The organism is Jannaschia sp. 2305UL9-9, assembly GCF_041403465.1.
In the GTDB taxonomy this organism is placed as follows: Bacteria; Pseudomonadota; Alphaproteobacteria; order Rhodobacterales; family Rhodobacteraceae; genus Jannaschia.
Genome location: NZ_JBGEHM010000002.1, coordinates 485,422 through 510,180 on the forward strand (window position 1 = coordinate 485,422; position 24,759 = coordinate 510,180).

The 24,759-nt window shown below is 66.6% G+C and carries 24 protein-coding genes and 1 riboswitch; of the genes, 12 read left to right on the forward strand and 12 right to left on the reverse strand.

Annotated elements, in window-relative coordinates; translation table 11 throughout:
* Positions 1 to 43: 43 nt before the first annotated feature.
* Positions 44 to 499 (forward strand): cytochrome c family protein, encoded by a 456-nt coding sequence (locus V6N07_RS10190; RefSeq protein ID WP_371156120.1) that lies wholly within the window; start codon positions 44 to 46, stop codon positions 497 to 499.
* Between the two features lie 83 nt (positions 500 to 582).
* On the opposite strand, the gene bchO is transcribed toward V6N07_RS10190, so the two are convergent.
* From bchO to crtA, 4 genes are read right to left on the reverse strand one after another with little or no spacing between them, the layout of a single operon-like run.
* Positions 583 to 1,449 carry an alpha/beta fold hydrolase BchO gene (gene bchO / locus V6N07_RS10195; protein ID WP_371156122.1) on the reverse strand — a complete coding sequence of 289 codons (867 nt, stop codon included), beginning with the start codon at positions 1,447 to 1,449 and terminating at the stop codon, positions 583 to 585.
* On the reverse strand, positions 1,449 to 3,080 hold the full coding sequence (locus V6N07_RS10200; protein WP_371156124.1) for a magnesium chelatase subunit D: 1,632 nt from the start codon (positions 3,078 to 3,080) through the stop codon (positions 1,449 to 1,451). The genes bchO and V6N07_RS10200 overlap by 1 nt, the downstream gene beginning before the upstream one ends.
* Positions 3,077 to 4,075 (reverse strand): magnesium chelatase ATPase subunit I, encoded by a 999-nt coding sequence (gene bchI, locus V6N07_RS10205; RefSeq protein ID WP_371156125.1) that lies wholly within the window; start codon positions 4,073 to 4,075, stop codon positions 3,077 to 3,079. The genes V6N07_RS10200 and bchI overlap by 4 nt, the downstream gene beginning before the upstream one ends.
* Entirely contained in the window at positions 4,072 to 4,761 is a 690-nt protein-coding gene (gene crtA / locus V6N07_RS10210; RefSeq protein ID WP_371156127.1) for a spheroidene monooxygenase, read from the reverse strand. The genes bchI and crtA overlap by 4 nt, the downstream gene beginning before the upstream one ends.
* Before the next feature lie 108 nt (positions 4,762 to 4,869).
* On the opposite strand from crtA, the gene V6N07_RS10215 reads away from it, so the two are divergent.
* Genes V6N07_RS10215 through V6N07_RS10225 form a run of 3 tightly spaced genes read left to right on the forward strand, consistent with a single transcriptional unit; the run spans position 4,870 to position 7,948 of the window.
* Positions 4,870 to 6,456, forward strand: a complete 1,587-nt coding sequence (locus V6N07_RS10215) for a phytoene desaturase (protein ID WP_371156129.1) — start codon at positions 4,870 to 4,872, stop codon at positions 6,454 to 6,456.
* Entirely contained in the window at positions 6,453 to 7,481 is a 1,029-nt protein-coding gene (gene crtB / locus V6N07_RS10220) for a 15-cis-phytoene synthase (protein ID WP_371156130.1), read from the forward strand. The genes V6N07_RS10215 and crtB overlap by 4 nt, the downstream gene beginning before the upstream one ends.
* Before the next feature lie 5 nt (positions 7,482 to 7,486).
* Entirely contained in the window at positions 7,487 to 7,948 is a 462-nt protein-coding gene (locus V6N07_RS10225; RefSeq protein ID WP_371156131.1) for a TspO/MBR family protein, read from the forward strand.
* Here the strand turns inward: V6N07_RS10225 and V6N07_RS10230 are convergent.
* From V6N07_RS10230 to V6N07_RS10240, 3 genes are read right to left on the reverse strand one after another with little or no spacing between them, the layout of a single operon-like run.
* Positions 7,945 to 8,637 carry an ATP-binding cassette domain-containing protein gene (locus V6N07_RS10230; RefSeq protein ID WP_371156133.1) on the reverse strand — a complete coding sequence of 231 codons (693 nt, stop codon included), beginning with the start codon at positions 8,635 to 8,637 and terminating at the stop codon, positions 7,945 to 7,947. The two genes, V6N07_RS10225 and V6N07_RS10230, sit on opposite strands and share 4 nt — an antisense overlap.
* Complete coding sequence (locus V6N07_RS10235) at positions 8,624 to 10,156, reverse strand: thiamine/thiamine pyrophosphate ABC transporter permease ThiP (protein WP_371156135.1); 1,533 nt, start codon at positions 10,154 to 10,156, stop codon at positions 8,624 to 8,626. The genes V6N07_RS10230 and V6N07_RS10235 overlap by 14 nt, the downstream gene beginning before the upstream one ends.
* Before the next feature lie 5 nt (positions 10,157 to 10,161).
* The gene (locus tag V6N07_RS10240) at positions 10,162 to 11,142 is read right to left on the reverse strand and encodes a thiamine ABC transporter substrate binding subunit (protein WP_371156136.1); all 981 of its coding nucleotides are present in this window, start codon (positions 11,140 to 11,142) and stop codon (positions 10,162 to 10,164) included.
* Positions 11,143 to 11,181: 39 nt separating this feature from the next.
* Positions 11,182 to 11,280, reverse strand: a riboswitch (TPP riboswitch).
* 219 nt (positions 11,281 to 11,499) lie between these two features.
* Between V6N07_RS10240 and V6N07_RS10245 the strand changes: the two genes are divergently transcribed.
* On the forward strand, positions 11,500 to 11,835 hold the full coding sequence (locus V6N07_RS10245) for an acyl-CoA thioesterase (protein ID WP_371156803.1): 336 nt from the start codon (positions 11,500 to 11,502) through the stop codon (positions 11,833 to 11,835).
* A 72-nt stretch (positions 11,836 to 11,907) separates the two neighbouring features.
* The gene (aroC, locus tag V6N07_RS10250) at positions 11,908 to 13,011 is read left to right on the forward strand and encodes a chorismate synthase (RefSeq protein ID WP_371156138.1); all 1,104 of its coding nucleotides are present in this window, start codon (positions 11,908 to 11,910) and stop codon (positions 13,009 to 13,011) included.
* Here aroC and V6N07_RS10255 read toward each other — a convergent pair.
* The 4 genes from V6N07_RS10255 to V6N07_RS10270 all read right to left on the reverse strand — a co-directional run bounded on the left by V6N07_RS10255 (position 13,008) and on the right by V6N07_RS10270 (position 17,762).
* Positions 13,008 to 13,877, reverse strand: a complete 870-nt coding sequence (locus V6N07_RS10255; RefSeq protein ID WP_371156140.1) for a DMT family transporter — start codon at positions 13,875 to 13,877, stop codon at positions 13,008 to 13,010. The genes aroC and V6N07_RS10255 overlap by 4 nt on opposite strands.
* A gap of 199 nt (positions 13,878 to 14,076) precedes the next feature.
* The gene (locus tag V6N07_RS10260; protein ID WP_371156141.1) at positions 14,077 to 14,367 is read right to left on the reverse strand and encodes an HU family DNA-binding protein; all 291 of its coding nucleotides are present in this window, start codon (positions 14,365 to 14,367) and stop codon (positions 14,077 to 14,079) included.
* 120 nt (positions 14,368 to 14,487) lie between these two features.
* Positions 14,488 to 15,969, reverse strand: coding sequence for an AMP nucleosidase (locus V6N07_RS10265; RefSeq protein ID WP_371156142.1), 1,482 nt, complete (start codon positions 15,967 to 15,969; stop codon positions 14,488 to 14,490).
* Positions 15,966 to 17,762 carry an adenine deaminase gene (locus tag V6N07_RS10270; protein WP_371156804.1) on the reverse strand — a complete coding sequence of 599 codons (1,797 nt, stop codon included), beginning with the start codon at positions 17,760 to 17,762 and terminating at the stop codon, positions 15,966 to 15,968. Before V6N07_RS10270 ends, V6N07_RS10265 begins: the two co-directional genes overlap by 4 nt.
* Before the next feature lie 125 nt (positions 17,763 to 17,887).
* On the opposite strand from V6N07_RS10270, the gene V6N07_RS10275 reads away from it, so the two are divergent.
* Positions 17,888 to 18,844, forward strand: coding sequence for a DNA topoisomerase IB (locus V6N07_RS10275; RefSeq protein WP_371156144.1), 957 nt, complete (start codon positions 17,888 to 17,890; stop codon positions 18,842 to 18,844).
* Between the two features lie 5 nt (positions 18,845 to 18,849).
* Here V6N07_RS10275 and V6N07_RS10280 read toward each other — a convergent pair whose 3' ends face one another.
* The gene (locus V6N07_RS10280; RefSeq protein ID WP_371156146.1) at positions 18,850 to 20,022 is read right to left on the reverse strand and encodes a HupE/UreJ family protein; all 1,173 of its coding nucleotides are present in this window, start codon (positions 20,020 to 20,022) and stop codon (positions 18,850 to 18,852) included.
* Between V6N07_RS10280 and V6N07_RS10285 the strand changes: the two genes are divergently transcribed.
* The 5 genes from V6N07_RS10285 (at position 20,021) to leuB (ending at position 24,737) form a co-directional block, all read left to right on the forward strand.
* Positions 20,021 to 20,827 (forward strand): DUF4198 domain-containing protein, encoded by an 807-nt coding sequence (locus V6N07_RS10285; RefSeq protein WP_371156147.1) that lies wholly within the window; start codon positions 20,021 to 20,023, stop codon positions 20,825 to 20,827. The genes V6N07_RS10280 and V6N07_RS10285 overlap by 2 nt on opposite strands.
* Before the next feature lie 27 nt (positions 20,828 to 20,854).
* A complete protein-coding gene (gene leuD / locus V6N07_RS10290) occupies positions 20,855 to 21,460 on the forward strand; it encodes a 3-isopropylmalate dehydratase small subunit (protein WP_371156148.1) in 606 nt (201 codons plus the stop codon).
* 304 nt (positions 21,461 to 21,764) lie between these two features.
* Positions 21,765 to 22,553: a hypothetical protein gene (locus V6N07_RS10295; protein WP_371156150.1), complete on the forward strand. Its 789-nt coding sequence runs from the start codon at positions 21,765 to 21,767 to the stop codon at positions 22,551 to 22,553.
* A complete protein-coding gene (locus V6N07_RS10300) occupies positions 22,550 to 23,569 on the forward strand; it encodes an endonuclease/exonuclease/phosphatase family protein (protein ID WP_371156151.1) in 1,020 nt (339 codons plus the stop codon). The genes V6N07_RS10295 and V6N07_RS10300 overlap by 4 nt, the downstream gene beginning before the upstream one ends.
* Positions 23,570 to 23,636: 67 nt before the next feature.
* Positions 23,637 to 24,737 (forward strand): 3-isopropylmalate dehydrogenase, encoded by a 1,101-nt coding sequence (gene leuB, locus V6N07_RS10305; protein ID WP_371156153.1) that lies wholly within the window; start codon positions 23,637 to 23,639, stop codon positions 24,735 to 24,737.
* Positions 24,738 to 24,759: the final 22 nt, after the last annotated feature.

The following is a 24,759-nucleotide window of genomic DNA, read 5'->3' on the forward strand; positions in this document are numbered from 1 at the left end:
GATCTACATCCCACACAGAGTTTTCCACGGGAGAGAGAACAAAATGCTTCGCAGACTGACCATCATCGCCGCCATGACCATCGCCGGCCCCGCATTTGCCGATGCGCATCTTGACCCGGCGCTTGCCCCGACCGGCGACGCCGCCGGTGGCGAACGTGCCTTCCGTCAGTGCCAGTCCTGCCATGTGGTTCAGGATGGTGACGGGGAAGTGCTTGCCGGTCGTGCCGCCAAGACCGGACCGAACCTCTATGGTGTGGTCGGACGCAGCTATGGCGCGGTCGAGGATTTCCGGTACTCGGACATCATGCTCGCCGCCGGGGAAATGGGCACCATCTACGACGAGGCGAATTTCGTCGCATACGTGATGGACCCGACCGGCCACCTGCAGGAGGTGACGGGCGACAGCGGCCGGGGCAAGATGTCCTACAAGGTGCGCAAGGAAGAGGATGCGCTGAACCTCTATGCCTTCCTCGCCCAGTTCGCTGACGCCGAAAGCTGATCCGGCGCAGACGGTTTCGGGGGCCTCGCGGAAACGCGGGGCCCTTTTTTCATGCCCGGGGGGCGGCGCGCGGGTCGGCGCCGTCAGGCGGGGTCGGCCCCTTGGATCGACAGGAACGAAAGGCACCGCTCCGCTACGATCTGCGGCGCCTCCTCGTGCATCAGGTGGCCCAGATCCGTTTCATGGATCAACGTGCCATGCGTCAGCCGCGCGGCCATCTCGCGGCTGATCTTCGGGGGTACGGTCCGGTCCCGGTCGCCCGCCAGCAGAAGGACGGGCGCGTCGAGATGCGCGGCGTCGCGAACCAGCCGGTCCAGCGACCATTGCGCCATCATCGACAGCGCGCCCGAGACATGATCCCTGTCGCTGATCAGGCGATGATACAGGTCGATGCCATGGTCATCCAGCACGCTGCCGGTTCCATCCAGCATGCGACGGGTGCGCGCCCGGCTGGCGCCGGCGGTAAACAGCGGCACGGTCAGCGGATTGATGGCAAGCGCCTTGGCCATCAGGGGGAACACCACGCCCGCGATGCCTCCGAACATCTGGAACGCCCCGTTGATCGACACCACGGGAAGGATCCGCCCCGCGTCAAGCGACAGGCGCAGGGCAATCGCGGCCCCGGCGGAATGACCGATGATCGCCTTCGGCACGACGCCGAGCGACGACAGCAGAGAGGTGATGTCTGCCGATGTTTCCGCCAGCCCGAAACGGTTGCGACTGCCGACTTGGGTAAAGCCGTGGCCGGGCAGGTCCAGCAGGGTCAGCCGGACATGCGGCGCCAGAAGGGGGGCCAACCCGCGCCACGAATGGGTTGCCGCCCCCGCACCGTGCAGCAACACGACATCCGGCCCGGTCCCGAACTGCTGCACGTGCCAGCGGTGGGGGGCGCACGCGACGATGCGGCTATGTTCGGCAAAGGGCCAATCCGCGGGCGGGGGCGGGCGCATCACAAGGCCGCCGCCACGGCGCGGCTCAGGCCGTGGGCATCGGCACGCGGCAGGGGCAGGCATCGTGCGCCCATCTGCGCGGCCAGATCGGCCAGCGCGGCTGTCGGTCGGTTTCCCGCGTCGATCAGCAGCGCGGCAATCCCCTCGGCCCGCAGGGTGCGCGCCATTGCGACCGCATCCTGCATGGCCTCGGGCCGGGATGCGGCACCCGACAGGGCGATGTTCGGTCGCCCGTCGGTCAGAACGACGATGGCCGGGTCCATCCCGCGTCCGCGTGCCTGCGTCGCGAGGATGGCCGCCTCGCGCAGTCCGGCGGCAAGGGGGGTTCCGCCCCCACCGGGCAGGCCGGACAGTTCCTTCTTCGTGCGCAGAAGGCTGCGCGTCGGGGGCAGCAGAAGGTCCGCCGTGTCCCCCCTGAACGAGATCAGGGCCACGTGATCGCGCCGCGCATAGGCCTCGGCCAGCAACAACTCGACGGCGCCCTTCACCTCGCCCAGACGGCCAAACGCGGCCGAGCCGGAGGCATCGACAGCAAAGATGATCAGCCGGTCGGAACGTGTCTCGTAGCGTTTCAGGCGGATGTCGGCGGCACGGACCTGAACCGCCTGGCCGGGCCCGCCACCGCGCAGACGCTGCCAGGGGGCGGCCGCGCGCAGGGTCGCGACAAGGTCGATCCGTGCCCGCCCGTCCGGGCGTCCGGCGCGCGGCGCAAGGGGGCGTCCGCGCCGGTTCCCCTTGCGGGCCGCACCGGCGCCCGTGCCCGTGGCGCGTGGCACCGTGCCAGCCGCCAGATCCGCCAACAGGTGTGGGGGAAGGCTTGCAAGGGCAGCCTCAAGCAGAACATCGCCAGCAGGGATGTCTTCGGGTGCGTTTGTCGTATCCTCCGCCGGGGCATCCGCAGTGCTGTCCGCGGCGGTCTCCTCCTCGGCCTTCTCGGGCGCCTCTTCCGGTGGAAGCTGCGTCGCATGCGGTGCAAGGCAGGCCTGCACGGCGAAGGCGAGATCCGCCTCGATCAGGCTGTCGCGCCGGTCGATCGCGGCGGACGCGCGCGCGGCGCAGAGGGCCAGCGTTGGGCGGCGCAGGGAATGCACGCCAAGCGCGACAGAGGTCGCGACCAGCCGGATCAGGGCGTCGCCCTCTGTCACCGAAGGGGCGGTTTCGAACGGGGTGCAGGGTCCAAGGTCGCCCGCGCGCAGGCCGGTCAGGTCCACGAACAGGCCAAGCCGATCCACAAGGGCCGGGGGCGGCACCTCGTCCGGTTCGGCGCCCTCATCCAGTGCGATCAGGCAATGGCGACCAGCGTCAAGTGATTGACACAGCCGGGCGGCAAGGCCGGGGGGTGTTCGTTCCGCCATCGGCAGGATCAGCATGTCGTGCCGCGTCAGCAGGCCCGCGCGTGTCACGCGCCGCCCGGAGGCGAGTGTTTCCGTCAGGTCCAGCCCGCCCAGCAGGTCGGCATCGGGAATGTCGGGGTGCAGGCGTGCGGCGGTTCGGATCGGGTCGGGCAGCAACCCGAGATACGCATCCCGCGCGTCCCCGGCCCGTGCCCGAAGGTGAAGCCCGCCAAGTCCGAAAGGGTCGGCGGCCAGACATGCCGCCGCGCGGGCTGCGAGGGCCCCGCGATCGGTCACGCCAGCACCTCCTCCACCGTGCGGGTGACGCGTGCGGTGCTGCCCGCGTCGTCCAGGGGGTCGCGGCGCAGGCGGTGGCGCAGGGCCAGCGGCGCGATGCGGCGCAGGTGGTCGCGCGTCGCCGATCCACCACCGTCAAAGGCCGCAAGCGCCCGCGCCGCGCGCAGCAACGTCAACTCCCCGCGCAACCCGTCAGAGCCGAGCGCGATGCACAGGGCGGCGCAATCGTGCAGGATGTCGTCGCCCGCCACGACGTCCGGCAGGGCCCCGCGCGCCGTGACGATCCGGTTGCGCAACGTGATCTCCGCGCCCGCCCATTCGGCGGCAAAGCCCGTGCGGTCCCGATCGAAGGCATCCCGGCGCTTCACCACGGCGACCCGGTCCTCGATCGTGGTCGGGGACCGGACCTCGACCGACAGGCCGAAACGGTCCAGAAGCTGTGGGCGCAGCTCCCCTTCCTCGGGGTTGCCGGATCCCACGAGGACGAAGCGTGCGGGATGACGGATCGACAGGCCCTCCCGCTCCACCACGTTTTCGCCCGACTGGGCGACATCCAGCAGCAGGTCGACGATGTGATCCTCCAACAGGTTGATTTCGTCGATATAGAGATATCCGCGGTTCGCCCGCGCCAGCAGACCCGGTTCGAACGCCTTTTCGCCGCGCGACAGGGCCCGTTCGATGTCGAGCGCGCCCGTCACCCGGTCTTCTGTCACGCCAAGGGGCAGGTCGACGACGGGGGTGGGGCGGCTGACCATCTCGGTCCCCGTGCGGGCCCAGTCGGGTACGTCGTCGGGATGCGCCGAATTGACCGGACAGTCCGCGACCATATCCAGCGGTGGCAACAACCCGGACAGGGCGCGCACGGCCGTCGATTTTCCGGTTCCCCGGTCGCCGAACACCAGCACCCCGCCAAGGCCGGGATCCACCGCCGTCAGGATCATCGCGGTCTTCATCTCGTCCTGTCCGACGATGGCGGTGAAGGGGAAAGCGGTCATGCAAGTACCTCGGTGATGGGCCGCCCCTGCCATGTGCCCGTGGCGTCGGTCACGTGGAAGCGGGCGTAGAGTTCTTCGGCGAACCAATCGCCATCGCGCACCGCCCGGATGGCCGCGGCATGGGGCCCCGAGGTGCGGGCGAACCGCGCCATGGCGTCGGCATCGGGCCAGATCGAAAAGGTTACCTGATGCAGGAACGGCACCTCGCCCACACCGATCTTCAGGCGGACGTCCGGGTTGTCACCGATGCGCGCGCTGATGTCGGGAACCCGCCGCCAGAAGCGCAGCATCCTGCCCGGTCTGACAGAGGCACGTGTCAATGCAGCCAGAGGCCCGTTCGGGGCGGGCGGGCCTGCTGCGGCGAAGGGCGCGCGACCGCTCCATGCGCCACGCGCCGAAGTCGGGCGCAGCGACATCTGGCAGACCTCTTCGGCGCGGTCGGCATAGCGTTGAAAGACACGCGCACGCAGGCCTGTGCGCGCGGCGTCGGCATCAGGCCAGACGCACAGAATGGCATAGACGGCGGTATTCGGGACGGGGGTGAAACCCTCGCCGCTGCCGGAACCCATCAACTTCCAGAAGGCACAGCCGGGCAGGCGGGCCATCGACGGGCGTGCGATCCCCATCTGCGCAAACGCCCAGACGCGGTCCCGGATCGGGCCGAAGCGATAGAGCGTCAGGGTCACGGTCTGAATGGTCGGATCCTCGGGTGCGCGGGGTGTCGCAACAACTGTTGGCTTTGCTTACAAAAATACTGTAAACCGAAATGGACACTCAAGCCAATACCGAGCCGCATGACACGTCATCAGACCTTTGAGCCTCCCGAATCCTCCCACGCGGTTGTCATTGGCGCCGGATTGGGCGGTCTTGCCGCCGCGATGCGCCTTGGGGCCAAGGGGTGGCGGGTGACGGTGATCGATCGCCTCGACATGCCCGGGGGGCGGGCGACGTCGATCACGGCCGACGGGCATCGATTCGATCTTGGGCCCACGATCGTCACCGCACCGCAGGTATTCCGAAAGCTCTTCGATGATTGCGGCCGCGACTTCGACGCCGAGGTGACGCTGACGCCGCTGGACCCTTTCTATACCATCCGCTGGGCGGACGGCTCACATATGGAGGCCCGCGCCCGGGACGAGGATATGGAGGCCGAGATCGCGCGCCTGTCGCCGGATGACGTGGCCGGCTGGCGCAAGTTCCTGCGCGACGCCGAGGCGCGCTACGAGGTCGGCTACGAAGGCATGCTGACCAAGCCGATGCACAAGCTGTGGGAGACGATTCGCGTCCTGCCGCAGTTTGCTTGGCTCCGCGCGGACCGCTCGATCCTTGGCCTCGCCCGCGCGCGGGTCAGGGACGAACGTCTGCGCATGGCGTTGTCGTTTCACCCCCTGTTCATCGGCGGCGATCCGGCCCGCGTGACCTCGATGTATGCCCTGGTCAGCCATCTCGAAAAGACGCAGGGCGTGCATTACGCGATGGGCGGCGTCGGGGCGATGGCCAATGCGATGGCCAATGTCGTTCGCGATCAGGGGGGCAGCATCCGTTTCCGGTCGCAGGTCGATCAGGTGATGCAGGACGCCCGGGGCCATGTCAGTGGCGTGCGGTTGACCGACGGCGAGGTGATCCCCGCCGACATCGTCGTCAGCAACGCCGATGCGGGCCATACCTATCGCCATCTTCTGCGCAAGCGGACCCGGACGCGTTGGACGGATGCCAAGCTGGACAGGACGCGGTGGTCCATGGGCCTGTTCGTCTGGTATTTCGGGACGAAAGGCACGCGCAGGATGTGGCCAGAGCTGGGTCATCATACCATCCAGTCCAGCCACCGCTACGAGGGTCTGCTGCGCGACATCTTCCGCAAGGGGCATCTGGCTGACGACATGAGCCTGTACATCCACCGCCCGTCGGTCACCGATCCGGGCGTGGCGCCTGACGGGGACGATACCTTCTATGCGCTGTCGCCCGTGCCGCACCTTGGCCACGACAATCCCGTCAACTGGTCGCAGGAGGCGGAGCGGTATCGCCAGAAAGTTCAGGATACATTGGAGCGGACGGTCATGCCGGGACTGGGACAACATCTGACGGCCAGCATGTGCCTGACGCCCGAGGATTTCCGCGATCGATACCTGTCGCCGCACGGCGCGGGTTTCTCGATCGAGCCGCGGATCCTGCAATCCGCATGGTTCCGGCCGCACAACGTCTCGGAGGAGATACCGGGCCTGTTCCTCGTCGGGGCAGGCACCCACCCCGGTGCGGGCCTGCCCGGTGTCGTCGCCTCGGCCGAGGTTCTGGAACAGGTGGTGCCGCAGGCCCGCACAGGTGCCCGCGCACCGACCGCGCGATCCTCGGCCGCCGCCGCGATGACGCAGGCCGCTGAATGAGCGCGGCATCGGACATGGCCCATTGCCGGGATGCCATTCGCACCGGCTCCCACTCCTTCCACGCGGCATCGCGTCTTCTGCCGCGCGCGGTGCGCGACCCGGCGCTGGCGCTCTATGCGTTCTGCCGGCTGGCCGACGATGCCGTGGACGAGGTCGCCGACAAGGCCCCCGCCGTCCTTGCCCTGCGGGACCGGCTGGACATGGCCTTCGCGGGCCGGCCCGGAAATGCCCCCGCCGACCGCGCCTTTGCCCGCGTGATCGAGGATTTCGACATGCCGCGCGCCCTGCCCGAGGCCTTGTTGGAGGGGCTGGCCTGGGACGCACAGGGGCGCACCTATACCAATCTGTCCGCCCTGCGCGGCTATGGCGCCCGGGTAGCCAGCGCCGTTGGCGCGATGATGTGCGTGCTGATGCGTGTGCGCGATGGCGATGCCCTTGCGCGCGCCTGCGACCTTGGCGTCGCGATGCAGTTGACCAACATCGCCCGCGATATCGGCGAGGATGCGCGCGCGGGGCGTCTGTATCTGCCCACGGACTGGTTCGTCGAGGCAGGCATCGATCCCGACGCATTCCTGCGCGATCCGCAGCCGACACCGGAAATCCGGGCCATGACGCGCCGCCTTCTGGCCGAGGCGCGGCGTCTCTATCACCGGTCGGAGGCCGGGGTTCGTGCCCTGCCGCTGAGCGCGCGTCCGGGCATTCTGGCCGCGCGGCACGTCTACGATGGCATCGGCGGACAGGTCCGGCGTCATGGGTTCGACAGTATCACGCGGCGCGCCCATACCAGTTCCGCGCAAAAGCTGGGCTGGATCGGTCGCAGTGTCATTCAGGCCGGGCTGATATCGGTGGTCCCGCGTTCACCTGTATTGCATGCCCGCCCGTTGGAGGAGGTCGCCTTCCTCGTGGCTGCGGCCAGCGATCCGCGTCCGGCCCGCGATGGATGGGGCGAAGACCTGATGGGCGTCTTCGCGCAACTTGCCGCGCAGGACAGACGGATGGACAAGGACGGTCTGCACCCTATGTAGGGTGCATGGATTGGATGCTGTTTCTGCTGTTCTTCGGTGCCTGCTGTGCGGCGGGCACGACGGGTGCGATGTTTCCGCCCGGCGATTGGTATCGTCAGCTGTCGAAACCGCCATGGACACCCCCGGACATCGTGTTCCCCATTGCTTGGTCGATCCTGTATCTCTGCCTGGCCTTCGCGGCGGCGCGCGTGGCGCCAATGGACGGGGCCGAATACGCCCTGGCCTTCTGGGCGGTGCAGATCGCGTTGAACACGCTGTGGACGCCGGTGTTCTTCGGGTTGCGGGGCATGAAGGCCGCATTGGTCGTCATCGGATTTCTGTGGCTGTCGGTCGCTGGTCTGTTGATCATGCTCTGGCCGCTCGACCGGCTCGCCTTCGTGGCGATCCTTCCCTACCTTCTGTGGGTGACGATCGCGGGCGCGCTGAACGCCTCCGTGCTGCGCAGAAATCCCGAAATGGCGGCCTAACCCAGATAGGTCCGCAGGGCAGGGGTCGGGTTCGCGAAAAGCTCGGCCGTGGGGGCCGCCGGGGCCATCGCGCCGTCGGACAGGACCGCCGTATGATCGGCAACGGCCCGTGCATCGCCCGGATCGTGGGTCACCATCAGAACGGACATCCCCTCGGCCAGCGCGGTGGTGCGCAGCAGGTTCAGCATGTCTGCCCGCAACGCGGGACCAAGGGCCGAAAACGGCTCATCCAGAAGCAGCCATGGCCGCGCGCGCAGCAGGGCACGGGCCAATGCGGCGCGGCTTTGCTGACCGCCGGACAGATCGCGGGGGCGGCGGTCGGCCATCCCCTCCAACCCCACGCGGGCCAGCACCGCATCGCGGGCGGCCTTCTGGTCCGCAGACAGGCGCAGGTCCGGGCGCAGGCCAAGGCCGACGTTCTGCGCGATCGTGAGGTGGGGGAACAGGTTGTTGTCCTGGAACAGGATGGACAGGGGGCGGTCGCCCGGTGCCGCACCCGATACATCGCGTCCGTCGATGAGGATCCGTCCGGCGGCCGGGGGGATGAACCCGGCGATGGCAGACAGCAGGGTCGATTTTCCCGACCCGCTGGCCCCCATCAGGGCCGTCACCCCGCCCGCGGGCAGGGTGCCATCGGCGCTCAGGGAAAACCTGCCCAGATCGATGCGGAGACCGTCAAGTTGCAGCATCGCGGCTTCCCTTCTCGAAGATCCAGAACAGGCCCAGTGACAAAACGATCAGGACGATGGCGGCGGCCTTTGCCTCCTCCATCCTGTAGGCGCCCATCAGCTGGTACAGGACAAGCGGCAGGGTTGCCTGATCAGGTGTCGCAAACAAGGCGATCACCCCAAGATCCCCGGCGGCCAGCGCGGCCGTCAGCCCCGCGGCAAACCCCGCCGGTCGCCGCAGGCGCGGCAGACCGACCAGACGCAGCCACGTGAAGCCGGTCAACGACAGGGAGGAGGAGAGGCGGCCGTAATTCGCATGCAGGTCCCGCATCGCAGGGATCAGGGCGCGCAGGGCAAAGGGCAGCGCCAGCACCACATTGACCAGCAGCACGATCGGCAGCGCCAGCGCGATCGGGTTCACCCAAGGCAGCAGCAGAATATAAAGCCCAGTCCCGAGGACGAGGGGCGATGCCGCGATCGACAGCGTTCCCACCACCTCGACCCAACCGGCGCGCAGGGCGGCAAGGGACATGGCGAGGGCAAGGGACACGGTCAGCATCGCTGCCGCAAGGGCGATGGCCAGCGACCGCAATGTCGCCCACCAGACGGACGCGGGCAGGGCGGTCACATGGCTCAGCCCGTCGGCGAGGATCATGCCGATCGGCAGCAGAAGGAACCCGCAGGCCAGCACGATCGCCACCGTGTCCTGAAGCCGGAGCACCCACCCCGCCGAATCCCAGCGGCGCACGATCCTGTCCTGTCCGGCCCCGAATCCCGACGGCAATGTCATGCGCAGCGACGACAGCGCGGCGCCAACCCCGAGCGCGAGTTGCAGCGCGCCGAGGATGGCGGCACGGCCGAGGTCGAAATCAAAGCGGAACGCCTGATAGATCGCGAGTTCGACCGTCGTGGACCTTGGCCCGCCGCCCAAGGCCAGCGCCACGGCAAAGGACGTCGTGCAGATCAGGAAGATCACGAGGAAGACCCCCGGCACGATGGCACGCAGCATGGGCCATTCGAGGAACCGCCGCGTGTCGCGGGCGTCGAAGCCGAGGGAGGCGGCCAGACGTATCCGTTCCCCCGGAATGCCTTGCCAGCCCTGCACCATCAGCCGGGTGGCCAGCGGCATGTTGAAGAACACATGCGCAAGGATCACGCCTTGCGCACCATAGATCGAAACCGGGTCGACCCCGAACCAGCCGAGCACGAGGCTGATCGGGCCGGACCGGCCGAACAGGGCGACGAGGCCCAGAACCGCGACGATCACCGGCAGGATGAAGGGCGCCCCCAGCAGCAGGATCACCGCGCCCCGTCCCGCGAACCGTCGGCGGGCCAGCGCGCGTGCCACCGGAATCGCCAGCAGGACGGACAGGCCAGCCGACAGGGCCGCCTGCCACAAGGTAAAGCGCAGGGCCCCCCAATCGGATGCCGTCAGGCCGTCCCACCCCTCGGCGCGCCAGGCCACCGCCCCGAGGGGCAGCAGCAGGACAACCGCGACGACAAGCGCCGCCGCGATGCCGATGCGGGTGCCGCGACCCACCCCGGTCAGCGGCCGAGGCCGGCCTCGAACTCTGCCACGACGGTGTCGCGCAGCGCCTCTGCCTCATCCGAGGAAAACAGGAGCGCAGTGTCCGGCATGTCGAGCATGGCAAACCCTTCGGGCATCTTCGCTGGGTCCAGCTTGGCGGGCAGGGACCAGTTCCCTTCGGGAATGATCGACTGGAAATCCTCGGTCAGGATGAAGTCGAGGAAGGCCTGCGCCAGCTCCGGCTGGTCGGTGCCCGCGATCTGGCCGGCGGTCTCGACCATGACGTAGTGGCCTTCGTCGAAGATGGCGGCCTTCTTGGTCAGGTCCTCCTCGGCGATGATGTGATAGGCGGGGCTGGTCGTGTAGGACAGGACCATGTCGGCCTCTCCTTCGGTGAACATGCCATAGGCCTCGGACCAGCCGCGCGTGACGGTCACGATCTTGGGGGCCAATGCCTCCCACGCGGCCTGCGTATCGTCGCCGAAGACCGACTTCATCCACAAAGCCAACGCAAGGCCGGACACGCTGGTGCGCGGGTCCTGGATCACGATGCGCAGATCGTCGGGCGCATCCAGCAGGCCCTGGAAGGTCGTCGGGACGGCATCCAGCTTGGTCGTGTCATAGACGAAGGCGGTATGCCCCCAGTTGAAGGGCACGAAGGTGTCGTCCGTCCAGTCGACGGGCATGGTCAGCCCCTCGATCGTCACGCCGTGGGGGGCGAACAGGCCGGTCTGACGCGCGCGTTCCGCATCGTCGGTGTTCAGGCCGATCACGACGTCGGCGCCGGTGCGTTCCCCTTCGAGGCGCAGGCGTGGCAGCAGGTCGCCGGTGACATATTCGATCTCGCATGCGCAATCGGCCTCGAAGGCCGTCTTGATGGCCGGGCCGGGGCCCCATTCGGACGCGAAGTAATCGGGGGCATAGACCGTGAGCGGTTCGGCCGTGGCGGCCGAGGCGATCAGGGTCAGGCCCGTGGCGATGGCGGTGGTCAGTTTCATCTCACAACTCCCATGGCGACGGACGGGGGTGAGGTTGGCATTGACGTGCGCGACCTTCCCTCCGCCGGTCTTAACCGGTTCAGGTTCAACGGGTCCGCTTTCGCATCTCAGCCTGTGTTGGCCCCCCGAGGTGCCTTGTGCTTAGCCGAGGTGCGGTCCGGGGACCAGCCCCCGGAAACCGTGTGGCTGGCAAAGGCTCGTCGTCCCGAGGTGGCGGTGCTATCACGGTCGGAACGATGGGCGATGAGGAGCATGCCGGTGGCACATGACGAGGATCCAGCCCTGTCCCGCGCGCGCGAGCGGGGCAGCCACGGGCGACAGCAGGATGACGGCGTTCTGGTCATCCGCACCATCGCGATGCCCGCCGATACGAACCCGGCGGGTGACATATTCGGCGGCTGGCTGATGTCGCAGATGGATCTGGCGGCGGGCAACATGGCCGGACGTGTCGCGCAGGGGCGCGGCGCAACGGTCGCGGTGGAGGGGATGCAGTTTCTGCGGCCCGTCAAGGTCGGCGACGAAGTCACCCTCTATGCGACGCTGAAATCCGTCGGGCGGACCTCCATGCGGATCCACGTGGATGTCTGGGCCCGCGCGCGGTTCGCCAAGACGGGGGCCAAGGTGACGGATGCCGATTTCGTCTTCGTCGCGCTGGATGATGCCGGGGCCCCGCGCGCGATCCCCGATACCTGACGGGCGCGACCGGGCGTCCGCTTGCCGCCCCCTGACGTTCCGTCTAGACCGCAGCCCGTGAGGAGTGCGCCCATGTCCATGAATACCTTCGGCCATCTGTTCCGTGTCACCACCTGGGGCGAAAGCCACGGGCCCGCGCTGGGTGCGACGGTCGACGGGTGCCCGCCGGGTGTGCCCGTGACCGCAGAGGCCATTCAGGTCTGGATGGACAAGCGCAAGCCCGGCCAATCCAAGCATACGACGCAGCGCAAGGAACCCGATCAGGTCGAGATTCTGTCCGGCGTCTTCGAGGGTGTCAGCACGGGCACCCCGATCCAGTTGATGATCCGGAACACCGACCAGCGGTCCAAGGACTACGGCGAGATCGCCGAGAAGTTCCGCCCCGGCCATGCCGACATCACCTATTGGCAGAAATACGGCGTGCGGGACTACCGTGGCGGTGGTCGGTCGTCCGCCCGCGAAACGGCGGCGCGGGTCGCGGCGGGGGGCATCGCGCGGGCGGCGCTGGCCGCGCTGGCCCCCGAGGTTTCCGTGATCGGCTACATGACCGCGATGGGGCCGCTCGACATCGACCGGTCCCGGTTCGACTGGGACGAGATCGCGCGCAACGATTTCTGGTGCCCCGATCCGGTGGCGGCACAGGCGTTCGCCGATCACCTCGACTGGCTGCGCAAGGATGACCACAATTCCGTCGGGGCGATCATCGAATGCGTCGCGCGGGGTGTTCCTGCGGGCCTTGGTGCACCGATCTATGCCAAGATCGACACCGATCTGGCGGCTGCGATGATGTCGATCAACGCGGTCAAGGGCGTCGAAGTGGGCGAGGGCATGAATGCCGCCCGCCTGACCGGCCGCGACAATGCGGACGAGATCTCGATGGGCCCGGACGGACCCGTCTATTCGTCGAACCACGCGGGCGGCATTCTTGGCGGCATCTCGACCGGGCAGGACCTCGTGGTGCGGTTCGCGGTCAAGCCGACGTCATCCATCCTGTCGGAACGCCGGACGATCACGAAATCCGGCGAGGATACGACAATCGTGACCAAGGGGCGTCATGATCCCTGCGTCGGTATCCGGGCGGTACCCGTGGCCGAGGCGATGATGGCCTGCGTTGTGCTGGATCACCTGTTGCTGCATCGCGGGCAGGTTGGCGATGCGGGCGGGGTAATCGGCTAGGGCCGTTTCAACCGACTGATCTGCACCGCCAGAATGCCAAGGGTCACGACGACGACACCGATCACGTCAAGGGGGCCCAGCCCCTCGCCCAGAAGGGCCCAGGCGATGACGACCCCGAAAAACGGGTTGAGAAAATGGAATGTCGCCGCGGGTGTCGCCCCGATGCGCGCCACCAGCAGGAACCAGATCCACGTTGCCGCAAGGCCGGGCACCAGCGTCGTATAGGCCAGGGCTCCGATCAGGCGCGGTGTCCAGGTGACGTCCCAGACCTCGAACATCAGGCCCACCGGCAACAGCGCGGCGGAGCCGACGAGCATCTGAAGCCCGACAACCATCAAGAGATTGCCACCGCCCGAGGCGCCGCGCACCGACAGGGTCGCGATCGTCAGGGCGATGACCCCCAGGATGCACAGCAGAATGCCGGTCGGGTCCGCGCCGTCCTGCACCCGCGTGCCCATGATCAGAACGACCCCCGCCGTTCCCGCCAGCAGGCCGAGGACACCGAACAGCCGCGTGCCTTCGCGGAATACGACCCAGTTGGCCAGCGCGACAAGCAGGGGCAGGCAGGACGCGATGATGGCGGCCAGCGACGCCTCGATCCATTGCATCGCGACGAAGTTCAACCCGAGGTAGAGGGCGTTCTGACAGATGCCGAACACCACGACCGCCTGCCATTGGCCGCGGGTCAGCCGCATCCGTTGCCCGATGGCATAGGCGATGACGATCCCGAGGCAGCCCGACATCGCGAACCGCAGGGACAGGGACAGGATCGGCGGCGCTTCGGCCACGATGATCCGTGCCGAGGTAAAGGCCGAGGACCACATCAGGGCAAAGAGCAGCCCGTAGAGAAGTGCGCGCATATCCATCGGGCGGACCTTGTATCAGGCGCGTCTGACACGAAAGACCGAAACGCCAGCGTGGATGCGGAAAGGGCCGCCCGAGGTGGGCGGCCCTGTCGTCGGGTGTGGCAGGTCAGTCGTCGCGGCTGATGCCGCCGCCGGAATGGCCCGCGATCCGTGGTCCCGGTCACACCGTCCCCGGACGGCAACGACCGGAAAGGCCGGATCAGCCGTTGACCGAGTCCTTGAGCGCCTTGGCGATGGTCATCTTGACCACCTTGTCGGCTTCTTTCTTGAACTGCTCGCCCGTGGCGGGGTTGCGAACCATACGCTCGGGGCGTTCACGGCACATGATCTTGCCAACGCCGGGCAGGGTGACGGCACCGCCATTGGATACTTCGTCGGTGATCACGCCGACAATGGCGTCGAGGGCGGATGTCGCGGTCTTCTTGTCCGTATCCATCTTCTCGGCGAGTGCAGCGACCAGTTGTGTCTTGGTCATCGGTTTCTGGGCCATAAGGCGGCTCTCCCTTTTCACGGCAGGTTTCGTGTCAGTCTGCGGCAGACTAGCCTATTGTTGTTGGAGCCCACAAGAATTTGTAATGGTCAGGGCCCCGTCAACCAGAGTGTCGTAGGGTCAGAGGAATGCAGTTTCCTCGAAACTGCGCAATTTCCGGGAATGTAGCCTCTCCAAAGGCATCTCCCGAAGGGATTCCATGGCTTTTATGCCGATTTGCAGGTGGCGGCTGACCTGAGTCTTGTAGAAGGCCGAGGCCATTCCGGGCAGTTTCAGCTCTCCGTGCAGCGGTTTGTCGCTGACGCAGAGAAGGGTGCCATAGGGAACGCGGAACCGGAATCCGTTGGCGGCGATGGTCGCGCTTTCCATATCCAGCGCGACGGCGCGGGATTGCGACAGGCGCTGGACCGGTCCGGCCTGCTCCCGCAGCTCCCAGTTGCGGTTGTCGATGGTGGCGACGGTCCCGGTGCGCATGATCCGCTTGAGGTCGTAGCCCTTGAAGGCCGTGACCTCCGCGACCGCCTCTTCCAGCGCGATCTGCACCTCGGCCAGGGCCGGGATGGGAACCCAGACGGGCAGATCGTCATCGAGGACGTGGTCTTCGCGCAGATAGGCATGCGCCAGCACGAAGTCGCCCAGCGACTGCGAATTGCGCAGCCCGGCGCAATGCCCGACCATCAGCCAGACATGCGGACGCAGGACGGCAATATGATCCGTGGCCGTCTTGGCGTTGGATGGGCCGACGCCGATATTCACGAGGGTGATGCCGGCTTCCTGGTCGCGGGTCAGGTGATAGGTCGGCATCTGCGGCATCTTGGGCGGGTCGGTCATCGGTGCATCGGGATCGTCGCGGGTGACACGCTGTCCGTTCGGGCCGACCAGCGCGGTATAGCCGGAAGACGGGTCGCGCAGCGCCGCGCGGGCGTAGGCGACGAACTCCTCGACATAGAACTGGTAGTTCGTGAACAGGATGTGGTTCTGGAAATCCTCGGGCGCGGTTGCGGTGTAATGGGCAAGTCGCGCGAGGGAGTAATCGACGCGTTGCGCCGTGAACGGGGCCAGTGGCCGCGCGCCGTCTTCGAAGGTGAAACCCGTTCCGTTGACGATCGCATCATTGGTGGTTTCGAGGTCGGGAACATCGAAGGCGTCGCGCATCAGAAATGGCAGGACGCCGTCCTGCGGCACCGTCAGGTCGGTATCGCCCAGCATCGCGAAATGGATCGGAATCGGCGTGCGCGACCAGCCGACCGACACCGAGACCTCGTGCGATTTCAGCACGAGGTCGATCTGCCCCGTCAGGTAGTTCTGGAACAGGTCGGGCCGCGTGATCGTGGCGGCGTAGTGGCCCGGTTCCGCCACGTGGCCGAACGACAGCCGGCTGTCCATACGGGCAAAGCTGGTCGTGGTCAGTCGCACCTCCGGGTAGAAGGCGCGGTAGCGACAGGTGGGTGTCTCGCCGGTGATCGACTGGGCAAAAGCCTCCCGCAGGAAACGTGTTGCCTCATCATAGAGACGGCGCAATTCGGCCACCGCGTCGGTGGCATTCGAAAAGCTGCGGTGCGGCGCGTCGTCCGGCGTGCAAAGGGGGGTCAAATCAGTCATGCGGTCTGGATAAGGTCCGTAAGTGTGAATGTCGTGACATCGACAAGACCCAGATCGCTGATCCGCAGTTCCGGGATCACGACAAGGGCCAGCAGCGAATGCTGCATGTAGGCATTGTTGAGGGTGCATCCCGCGTCGCGCATCGCCTGCATCAAGGCTTCGGCCTTGGCGGCCACTTCGGCGGCGGGACGGTCCGACATCAGGCCGGCAATCGGCAGTTCGACCATCGCCCGTTCCTGTCCGTCGATGAACAGGGTGACACCGCCCCCAACCTCGGCCAGCCGATTGGCGGCGGCGGCCATGTTGTCGCGGTCGGTGCCGACGACGATCATGTGGTGGCTGTCATGCGCCACGGTCGATGCCATGGCCATGCGACCGGTATAGCCGAAACCCGCCACGAAGGCATTGGTGACGCCACCGGTGGCGCGATGACGTTCGACAAGGGCGATCTGACAGGTGTCGCCCTCCCCTTCGATCAGGCCGTCCCTGACGGGCAGGGTCCGGGTCAGGGCCTTGGTCGGGGCCTGGTTCTCGACCACCCCGATCACCCGGACCGTCGCATCCGTCGCCCCCTCGGGGGCCGTGATCGCGAAGTCCGACGCCCCGAGGCCATGCCCGAGGTGCACGGTGTCGCGGGCCGTGGCGGGCCAGTCGATGTGCGGGCAGGTCACCGTCAGTGCGCCGTCCTTGGCGACGGTTTGCCCCATCGCGATGACATGTTCGATCGGCAGGTCGGTCAGGGACGACGTCAGGATCACGTCCGCCCGCCGCCCCGGCGCGATGGATCCCAGTTCCCGTTCCAATCCGAAATGCGTCGCGGTGTTGATCGTGCACATCTGCAACGCGACAAGCGGATCGCAGCCACAGGCGATCGCATGGCGCAACACCCGGTTCATGTGCCCGTCGTTGACCAAGGTGCCCGCCATGCAATCATCGGTGCACAGGATGAAATTGCGCGGGTCGAGGCCCTTTTCCGTCACGGCGGTGATCTGGCTTTCGACATCGTACCACGCGCTGCCAAGGCGCATCATCGACCGCATGCCCTGACGGACGCGCGCGATGGCGTCGGCCTCGCAGGTGCCTTCGTGATCGTCGGCAGGGCCGCCCGCGACATAGGCGTGGAACGCGGGGCCCAGGTCGGGCGAGGCGTAATGCCCGCCGATCGTCTTGCCGGCCTGCGCGGTCGCGGCCATCTCGGCCAGCATCTTGGGATCGCCGTTCGCGACACCGGGAAAATTCATCATCTCGCCCAAGCCCACGATGCCGGGCCACGACATCGCCTCGGCCACGTCCTCGGGCGTGATCTCATGGCCCGTCGTTTCCAGACCGGGGGCGGAGGGCGCGCAGGAGGGCATCTGCACGAACATGCTGCATGGCAGGCCGCGCGCCTCGTCATGCATGAGACGCACGCCCGGCAGGCCGAGGACATTGGCGATCTCATGCGGATCGGTGAACATCGCCGTGGTGCCATGGGGGATGACGGCGGCGGCGAATTCCGCAGGGGTCAGCATGCCGGATTCGACATGCATGTGGGCATCGCACAGCCCCGGAATGACATAGCGTCCGCCGGCATCGATCACCTCGGTGTCCGGGCCGATGCAATGGGATGCATCCGGTCCGACATAGGCAAACCGACCACGGGCGATGGCGATCTGCCAGTCGAGGATTTCGCGGGTATGTACCAGGACGACCTTGCCGCCGGTGATCACCGTTTCGGCCGGGGCGCGCCCCGCGGCAATGGCGATCAGGTCGGCGGCCGCGTCCGGCCAGGAAGGGAGTTTATCGGGCGTCATGGCGAAACGTGTCACGGGTTTTCGCAAGGCGCAAGCGGTGCCGCACGTGCCTTTCGCCGGATACGGCGTATTTCCTGCTTCGGGGACCCGCAGGATCGTGGCGGGCAAACGACAGGTTGCGACGCATGCGAAAGCCCGACTTGATCTATTACCCGGACGACCGGCCCGGCATCACGCGACGCCGGGCGGGGCGCGGCTGGTCCTATCGTGCGCCCGATGGCACCACGATTGCCGACGCGCAGGAGCGGGCCCGGATCGATGCCCTTGCCGTTCCGCCCGCCTATGACCGTGTCTGGATATCGCCGGAAGCGCGGGGGCACCTGCAGGCCACGGGATACGATGATCGCGCGCGCAAGCAGTATCGCTACCACGCCGAATGGTCGGATTGGCGGGCACGGGCCAAGTTCGATGATCTGCCCGCGTTCGGCGCGGCCCTGCCGCGTCTGCGGCGGCGCGTGGCGGACGCCCTCAGGGGCGAGGCCGGCGAACGCGATTTCGCGATTGCCGCCGTCGTGCGCCTGATCGATCGCGCGTCCCTGCGGGTCGGGTCCGAGATCTATCGCACCGAGAACGGAACGGAGGGGGCAACCACCCTGCGTCGCAGAAACCTGCGTCTGGACGCCGGGGGGCTGCGGCTCGACTTTCGGGCCAAGGGGGGCAAGCGGGTGCGCCGACAGGTGTCCGACCGCACCCTTGCACGGGCCTTGCATGATCTGGCCGACCTGCCCGGCGCGCCGATATTCGAATGGATCGACGGGCGGGACCGGCGGGCCATACAGGCGGATCAGGTCAATGACTGGTTGCAGGAGGCGACCGGCACCCAGGCGACCGCCAAGTCGTTTCGCACATGGAACGGCACCACCGCCGCGCTTGCCGCCGCGATGCAGACCGGCGAGGGCGTCACCATCAAGGCGATGGCCGAGGCGGCGGCAGACGTCCTGCACAATACGCCGACGATCGCGCGCACGTCCTATATCCACCCCGATGTCATTGCCCTGTCCGACAGATGGCGCGATATCGAGGTGCCGGACGCCCCCACCGGCCTGCGCCAACCGGAGAGGGCCCTTCTGAACCTGCTTTGAGGTCGTCAGGTCAGGATCGGCAGATCCCCCGCGACGCCGATCCGGTTGAGGACCCAGTAGGCGCCGATGGCCGCGATGATCAGGGATCCGGGTATGACCACCGCCCTGCGGTAGAACGGCTTTGACCCGAACGGCAGACCCAGCAGCAGGAACGCCACCGCGATCACGGACAATTGGCCCAGTTCCACCCCGATGTTGAACGAGATCAGCGACGCGACGAAGTGGTTGCCCAGACCAAATTCCGACAGCACCGACGCGAACCCCAGACCGTGCAGAAGGCCGAATCCGAAGACGACGGCGATGCGGTTCCAGCCGATCCGGTCCTTCCTGCCGCCCAGTATGTTCTCGACCGCGACATAGACGATCGAGGCCGCGATGATCGCTTCGACGATCCACATCGCGTCGTCGGGAATGGTGACCACGCCCGTCGTCGCAAGGGCAAGCGTGACCGTATGCGCAGCCGTGAAGGCGGTCACCTGCCAGAGCAGCGGGCGCCACGCGAGGGCGTAGAAATAGAGGCCCAGCACGAACAGGATGTGGTCGAGGCCCTTGGGGATGATGTGGTCGAACCCTGACACGAGATAGCGCGCGATGGCGGACCCGAGGGTCAGGTCGGCCGAACCATCCCGCGACATGGGGTCGGTCAGCGCACCATTCGTCAGGAACGCGGAATAGGTCTCGCCCTCGTTGATCAGCCGGACGATCAGGCCGCCCAAGGTTGCATCCCACCCCACGACCACGGGCGCATCGCCCTCGGGCAGGTCGGCGGTGATGGTCAGGGTCGTGTCGCGGCGCAGCTCCGGGTCGCCGACGGGGGCCGCATCGATGGCGGCAAGCACGGGCACGACGTCGACATCCCCCGTGCGGATGGTGATCTGGTCTGCGATGCCGGGCCATGCCTCGGTGATGGCGGCGGCAAGGGCGTCGGGGGCAAGGGCGCGCAGGGCATCGTTGCGGTCCGACAGCGGCGAGTCGTTCGTATCCGCCACCGCCGTCAGATCGATCCCGGCAAGGATCGGCTCGATCGCGAGGCGAAGCGACATCTCGACCCGTTCGGCCGTGACGCGCACGTCGGCCACGGCCGGTTGCACTTCGTGTGCCGAGGCCGTGATTGCCGTCCCCATTGACAGCAGCGCGACAAACACCACCCTGCGCAGGAACCCGAGGAAGAGAGCCATGTCCGTCCTTTCAAAGATATTCGCGTTAACCTGCATTTTCGCCGCCCCGCTTCAAGCGCATGAATTCTGGATACAGCCGGTCGACTACACCGTCTCGTCCGACGATGCCGTCGAGGCGAGCTTTCGCAACGGTCAGTTGTTCAACGGCTCCAGCCTCAGCTGGATCCCGGGGCGGTCCGCCCGTTTCGACGTGATCCGGGGTGACGACGTGCGGCCGGTGCCGGCACGGGTGGGCGACAACCCCGCATTCGGCATGGTCGGGATCCCGGACGGGTTGCTGACCATCGTGCATGAAACCACCGATCAATCGCTCAGCTACGAGGAATGGTCCAAGTGGATCACCTTTGCCGAGCACAAGGATTTCACCTTCGTGCTGGACGAACATGTCGGCCGCGGCCTGCCGCAGGAGGGGTTCCGGGAGTCCTATCGCCGGTTCGCCAAGACCCTGATCGCGGTCGGTGACGGCGCGGGTGACGATGCCGCGCGGGGATTGCGGGTGGAATTCGTCGCCGAAGCGAACCCCTATACCGACGATCTGGGCGACGGGCTGCCGGTGCGGATCCTGTTCGAAGGGGCGCCCAAGGCCGATGCGCAGATCGAGATGTTCGAAAGGGCCCCTGACGGGGAGGTTGCCGTGACGCTGCACCGTGCCGACGCCGAGGGGCGCGCGACCCTGCCCGTCAAGGCGGGTCACGAATACCTTCTCGACTCGGTGACCATCCTGCCGCTCGAGCCCGAGGTGGCGAATGACCCGGTCTGGTATACGCTCTGGGCCGCGTTGACCTTTGCCGTGCCCGAGGAGTAATCGGGGGCAACCCTGACGGAGGCCCCCATGGACAAGTTCGAGACCCTGACCGGCATTGCGGCACCCCTGCCGCTGATCAACGTCGATACCGACATGATCATCCCCAAGCAGTTCCTCAAGACGATCAAGCGGTCGGGCCTTGGGGTGAACCTGTTCGACGAGATGCGCTATCTGGACGACGGTTCGGAGAACCCGGACTTCGTTCTGAACAAGCCGGCCTATCGGTCGGCCCAGATCATCGTTGCCGGTGACAACTTCGGCTGCGGCTCCTCGCGCGAACATGCGCCTTGGGCGTTGCTCGATTTCGGCATCCGGGCCGTCATCGCCCCCAGCTATGCGGATATCTTCTACAACAACTGCTTCAAGAACGGCATCCTGCCGATCGTCCTGCCGCAGGATCAGGTCGATGCCCTGATGGAAGATGCGAAAAACGGCGAGAACGCCCGCATCACGATCGATCTGGAGAACCAGACCGTGACCGGATCCGACGGAACCACCTATGCGTTCGAGGTCGACGCCTTCAAGAAGCACTGTTTGATGAATGGTTTGGACGACATCGGCCTGACCATGGAGAAGGGCGCGTCGATCGATGCCTACGAAAAGGGCATGTCGCAGGAAAGGCCGTGGGTCTAGGTTAACGTCCCTTCATAAGTAAATGATATTTCAGACCTTTCTTGTTAACCAAGGAAGGTCTGATGCTTTCTGGGCACACAGAAAACGGGAATGCCTTTTTGTTCCCAAACAGGAACTTGCAGGTCGAAGTTAAACAAGGCACCTTCAAGGCAAGATTGAGGCAGACACCCGGTCAACAGGGTGCGACGACAGATGGAACAAGAGGGTGGCATCGTATCGCCCTCGTCCAACGAGGATCGGTTAGGCAGTGATTTCGCAGCTCCCAGGTGCGTGCATACGTGCGCTTTTGATCGTGGTGATGGTGATGACGCCATCGCTGCTGCTGCCTCAGGCATCACCCCAGATCACGGATACCATCGTTCTGATCGCCTTTTTCGGCGCCGTGTTCGTGGTTCTGGAATATGCCGCCGTCTACCCCGGCCTGATCGAATTCCGGGATGCGCCGCCCTTCAACCGCGTGCGGTTCGGCATGCTGCTGTTCATGGTCGTGCTGATCGCGCTGGCCTGTCGCGGCGTGGAAAACCCGTCAACCCTTGCCCGTCTGGTGCAGGCCGTGGGCCTTCTGCTGGGGCAGTCGATGGATTTCGCGCTCAGCCCCGTGCGCCTGATCCTGTGGTTGCTGCCCGAGGGCACGACGGTCGGCGAGGCGCATCTTGTCCGTATTGCGGCCGGTCTGGCCTATCTGGTGTCCCTCGTCGGCCTGACGGTTTTCGCCATCATGATTCGCCTCAACAACTGGCCGTCCCCCACCGGCAGCTTCAATGTCTGGGTGAACCTGCCCACCTTCGATCCGACCGCGGGCGCGGACGTGGTCAAGCGCCTGAACCGCGACGGGGCGATCAACATCGCGCTGGGCCTTGCCCTGCCGTACCTGACGCCGCCCTTCGCGTATTTCATTGCCAAATCCTACCACGTCTCCATGCTGGAGAGTGATCTTCTGCTGGTCTGGGCGATGTCGATATGGGCGTTTCTTCCTGCCTCCCTCTTTCTTCGTGGCATCGCGATGCGGCGGCTTGCCCTCATGATCTCCAAGAAGCGGCGCCGTTACAACACCGGGCAGGACGCCGAAGACCCCGCCTTCCTGCCGGCGTGATCCGGGCCTTTGTGGTCTTCGCCCTCTGCGCGACAGCCGCATCCGCCGAGACGGTTCGCATTGCCACATACCACACGGAATTGAGCCGACGGGGACCTGCCCTTCTGTTACGCGATATCGCGCGGGGGCAGGACGATCAGGTCAATGCCGTCCTCGACATCATCGAAGCGGCCGAGGCCGATGTCCTGCTGCTGTTGGATGTCGACTGGGATTTCGAGGGGCGCGCGGTCATGGCCCTGCGCGCGGCCTTGTCCGACCGGGGCCTGACCTATGCCCATCACGTTGCGCCAAGTCCCAATTCCGGCCGTGTCAGCGGGTTCGATCTGGACGGGGACGGGCGTTTGGGGCGGGGGCGGGATGCGCTCGGGTACGGGCGGTTCATGGGGGATGGCGGCATGGTCCTGCTGTCACGCCTGCCCCTGGGCGCGCTGACGGATCATTCCGACCTTCTCTGGGTCGATCGGAACCCCGATGCGCGCGACGTTCTTCCGCCGGGGGCCGAGGCGGTCGTCCCGCTTGCTTCGGTGGCGCAATGGGTGGTGCCCCTGTCGGTCGGCGGTCATGATCTGAGCCTGATTACCCTGAACGCCAACACGCCGGTGTTCGACGGGCCCGAGGACCGGAACGGCATACGGAACGCCGATGAACTGGGCCTTGTCGCGGACCTTGCGGGGACGGTGCCCGTCCCGGTGGTTCTGGGGCGCAGCAATGTCGACCCTTTCGACGGGGCGGGTGATCGTGGGGCAATGGCCGACCTTCTCAATCATCCCGCGCTGCAGGACCCGGTGCCAAGGGGGCGGGGCGGCGGCGGTGACGGTCATCTGGGCGATCCCGCGCTGGATACGGTGGCTTTCGAGGGGCCGGGACCCTTGCGTGTGGATTACGTCCTGCCCGCCGCGACCTTGCGGGTTGTCGATGCAGGCGTGATCTGGCCCGCGCCGGGCGATCCACTGGCCGAGGCGGCCGGGGCGGCCAGCCGGGGGCGCCTTGTCTGGGTGGATATCGCCTTTCCTTGACGGGCGCGGGGCCACGGCTTACCCGGAGTGCGCAATTCCAGAACAGAAGAACAGAGGTCCGGACCCCATGGCAAACACCCTTTTGATCCTGCCCGGCGACGGCATCGGCCCCGAAGTCATGGCCGAGGTGCGCCGCGTCATCGATTGGTTCGGCGCCAACCGCGACCTTGCCTTCGACGTGTCCGAGGACCTTGTCGGTGGTGCCGCCTATGATGCGCATGGCACCCCCCTGACCGACGAGACGATGGCAAAGGCGCAGGAGGTCGACGCCGTCCTTCTGGGCGCGGTCGGCGGGCCGAAGTACGACAACCTCGATTTCAGCGTGAAGCCGGAGCGGGGCCTGCTGCGCCTGCGCAAGGAAATGGACCTGTTCTCGAATCTGCGCCCGGCGCAGTGTTTCGATGCGCTGGCCGATTTTTCGTCGCTCAAGAGGGACGTGGTCTCCGGTCTCGACATCATGATCGTGCGCGAATTGACCTCGGGCGTCTACTTCGGCGAGCCGCGCGGCATTCACCACGAGGGCAACGAGCGTGTCGGCATCAACACCCAACGCTACACCGAGTCCGAGATCGCCCGCGTCGCCCGTTCGGCGTTCGAACTGGCCAAGCGCCGGGGCAACAAGGTCTGCTCGATGGAGAAGGCCAACGTGATGGAATCCGGCATCCTGTGGCGTGACGTCGTGCAGGAGATCCACGACGCCGAGTATCCGGAGGTGGAGCTGAGCCACATGTATGCCGACAACGGCGCCATGCAGCTGGTCCGTGCCCCCAAGCAGTTCGACGTCATCGTCACCGACAACCTGTTCGGCGATGTGCTGTCCGATTGCGCCGCGATGCTGACCGGATCGCTGGGCATGCTGCCTTCCGCGTCCCTTGGCCTGCCCATGGCGAACGGGCGGCCCAAGGCAATGTACGAGCCCGTCCACGGCTCCGCCCCCGACATCACGGGGCAGGGCAAGGCGAACCCGATCGCCTGCATCCTGTCGTTCGCGATGGCGCTGCGCTATTCCTTCGACGAAGGCGCGAACGCCGACCTGCTGGAAGGCGCGGTCGAGAAGGTGCTGGCGGACGGTGTGCGCACCGCCGACCTGATGGGCCCCGAAGGCGGCACGCCGGTGTCGACCACGGAAATGGGCGATGCGATCCTCGCGGCGCTCGACGCGGCCTGATTTCGCGAACGGCCATGGAACC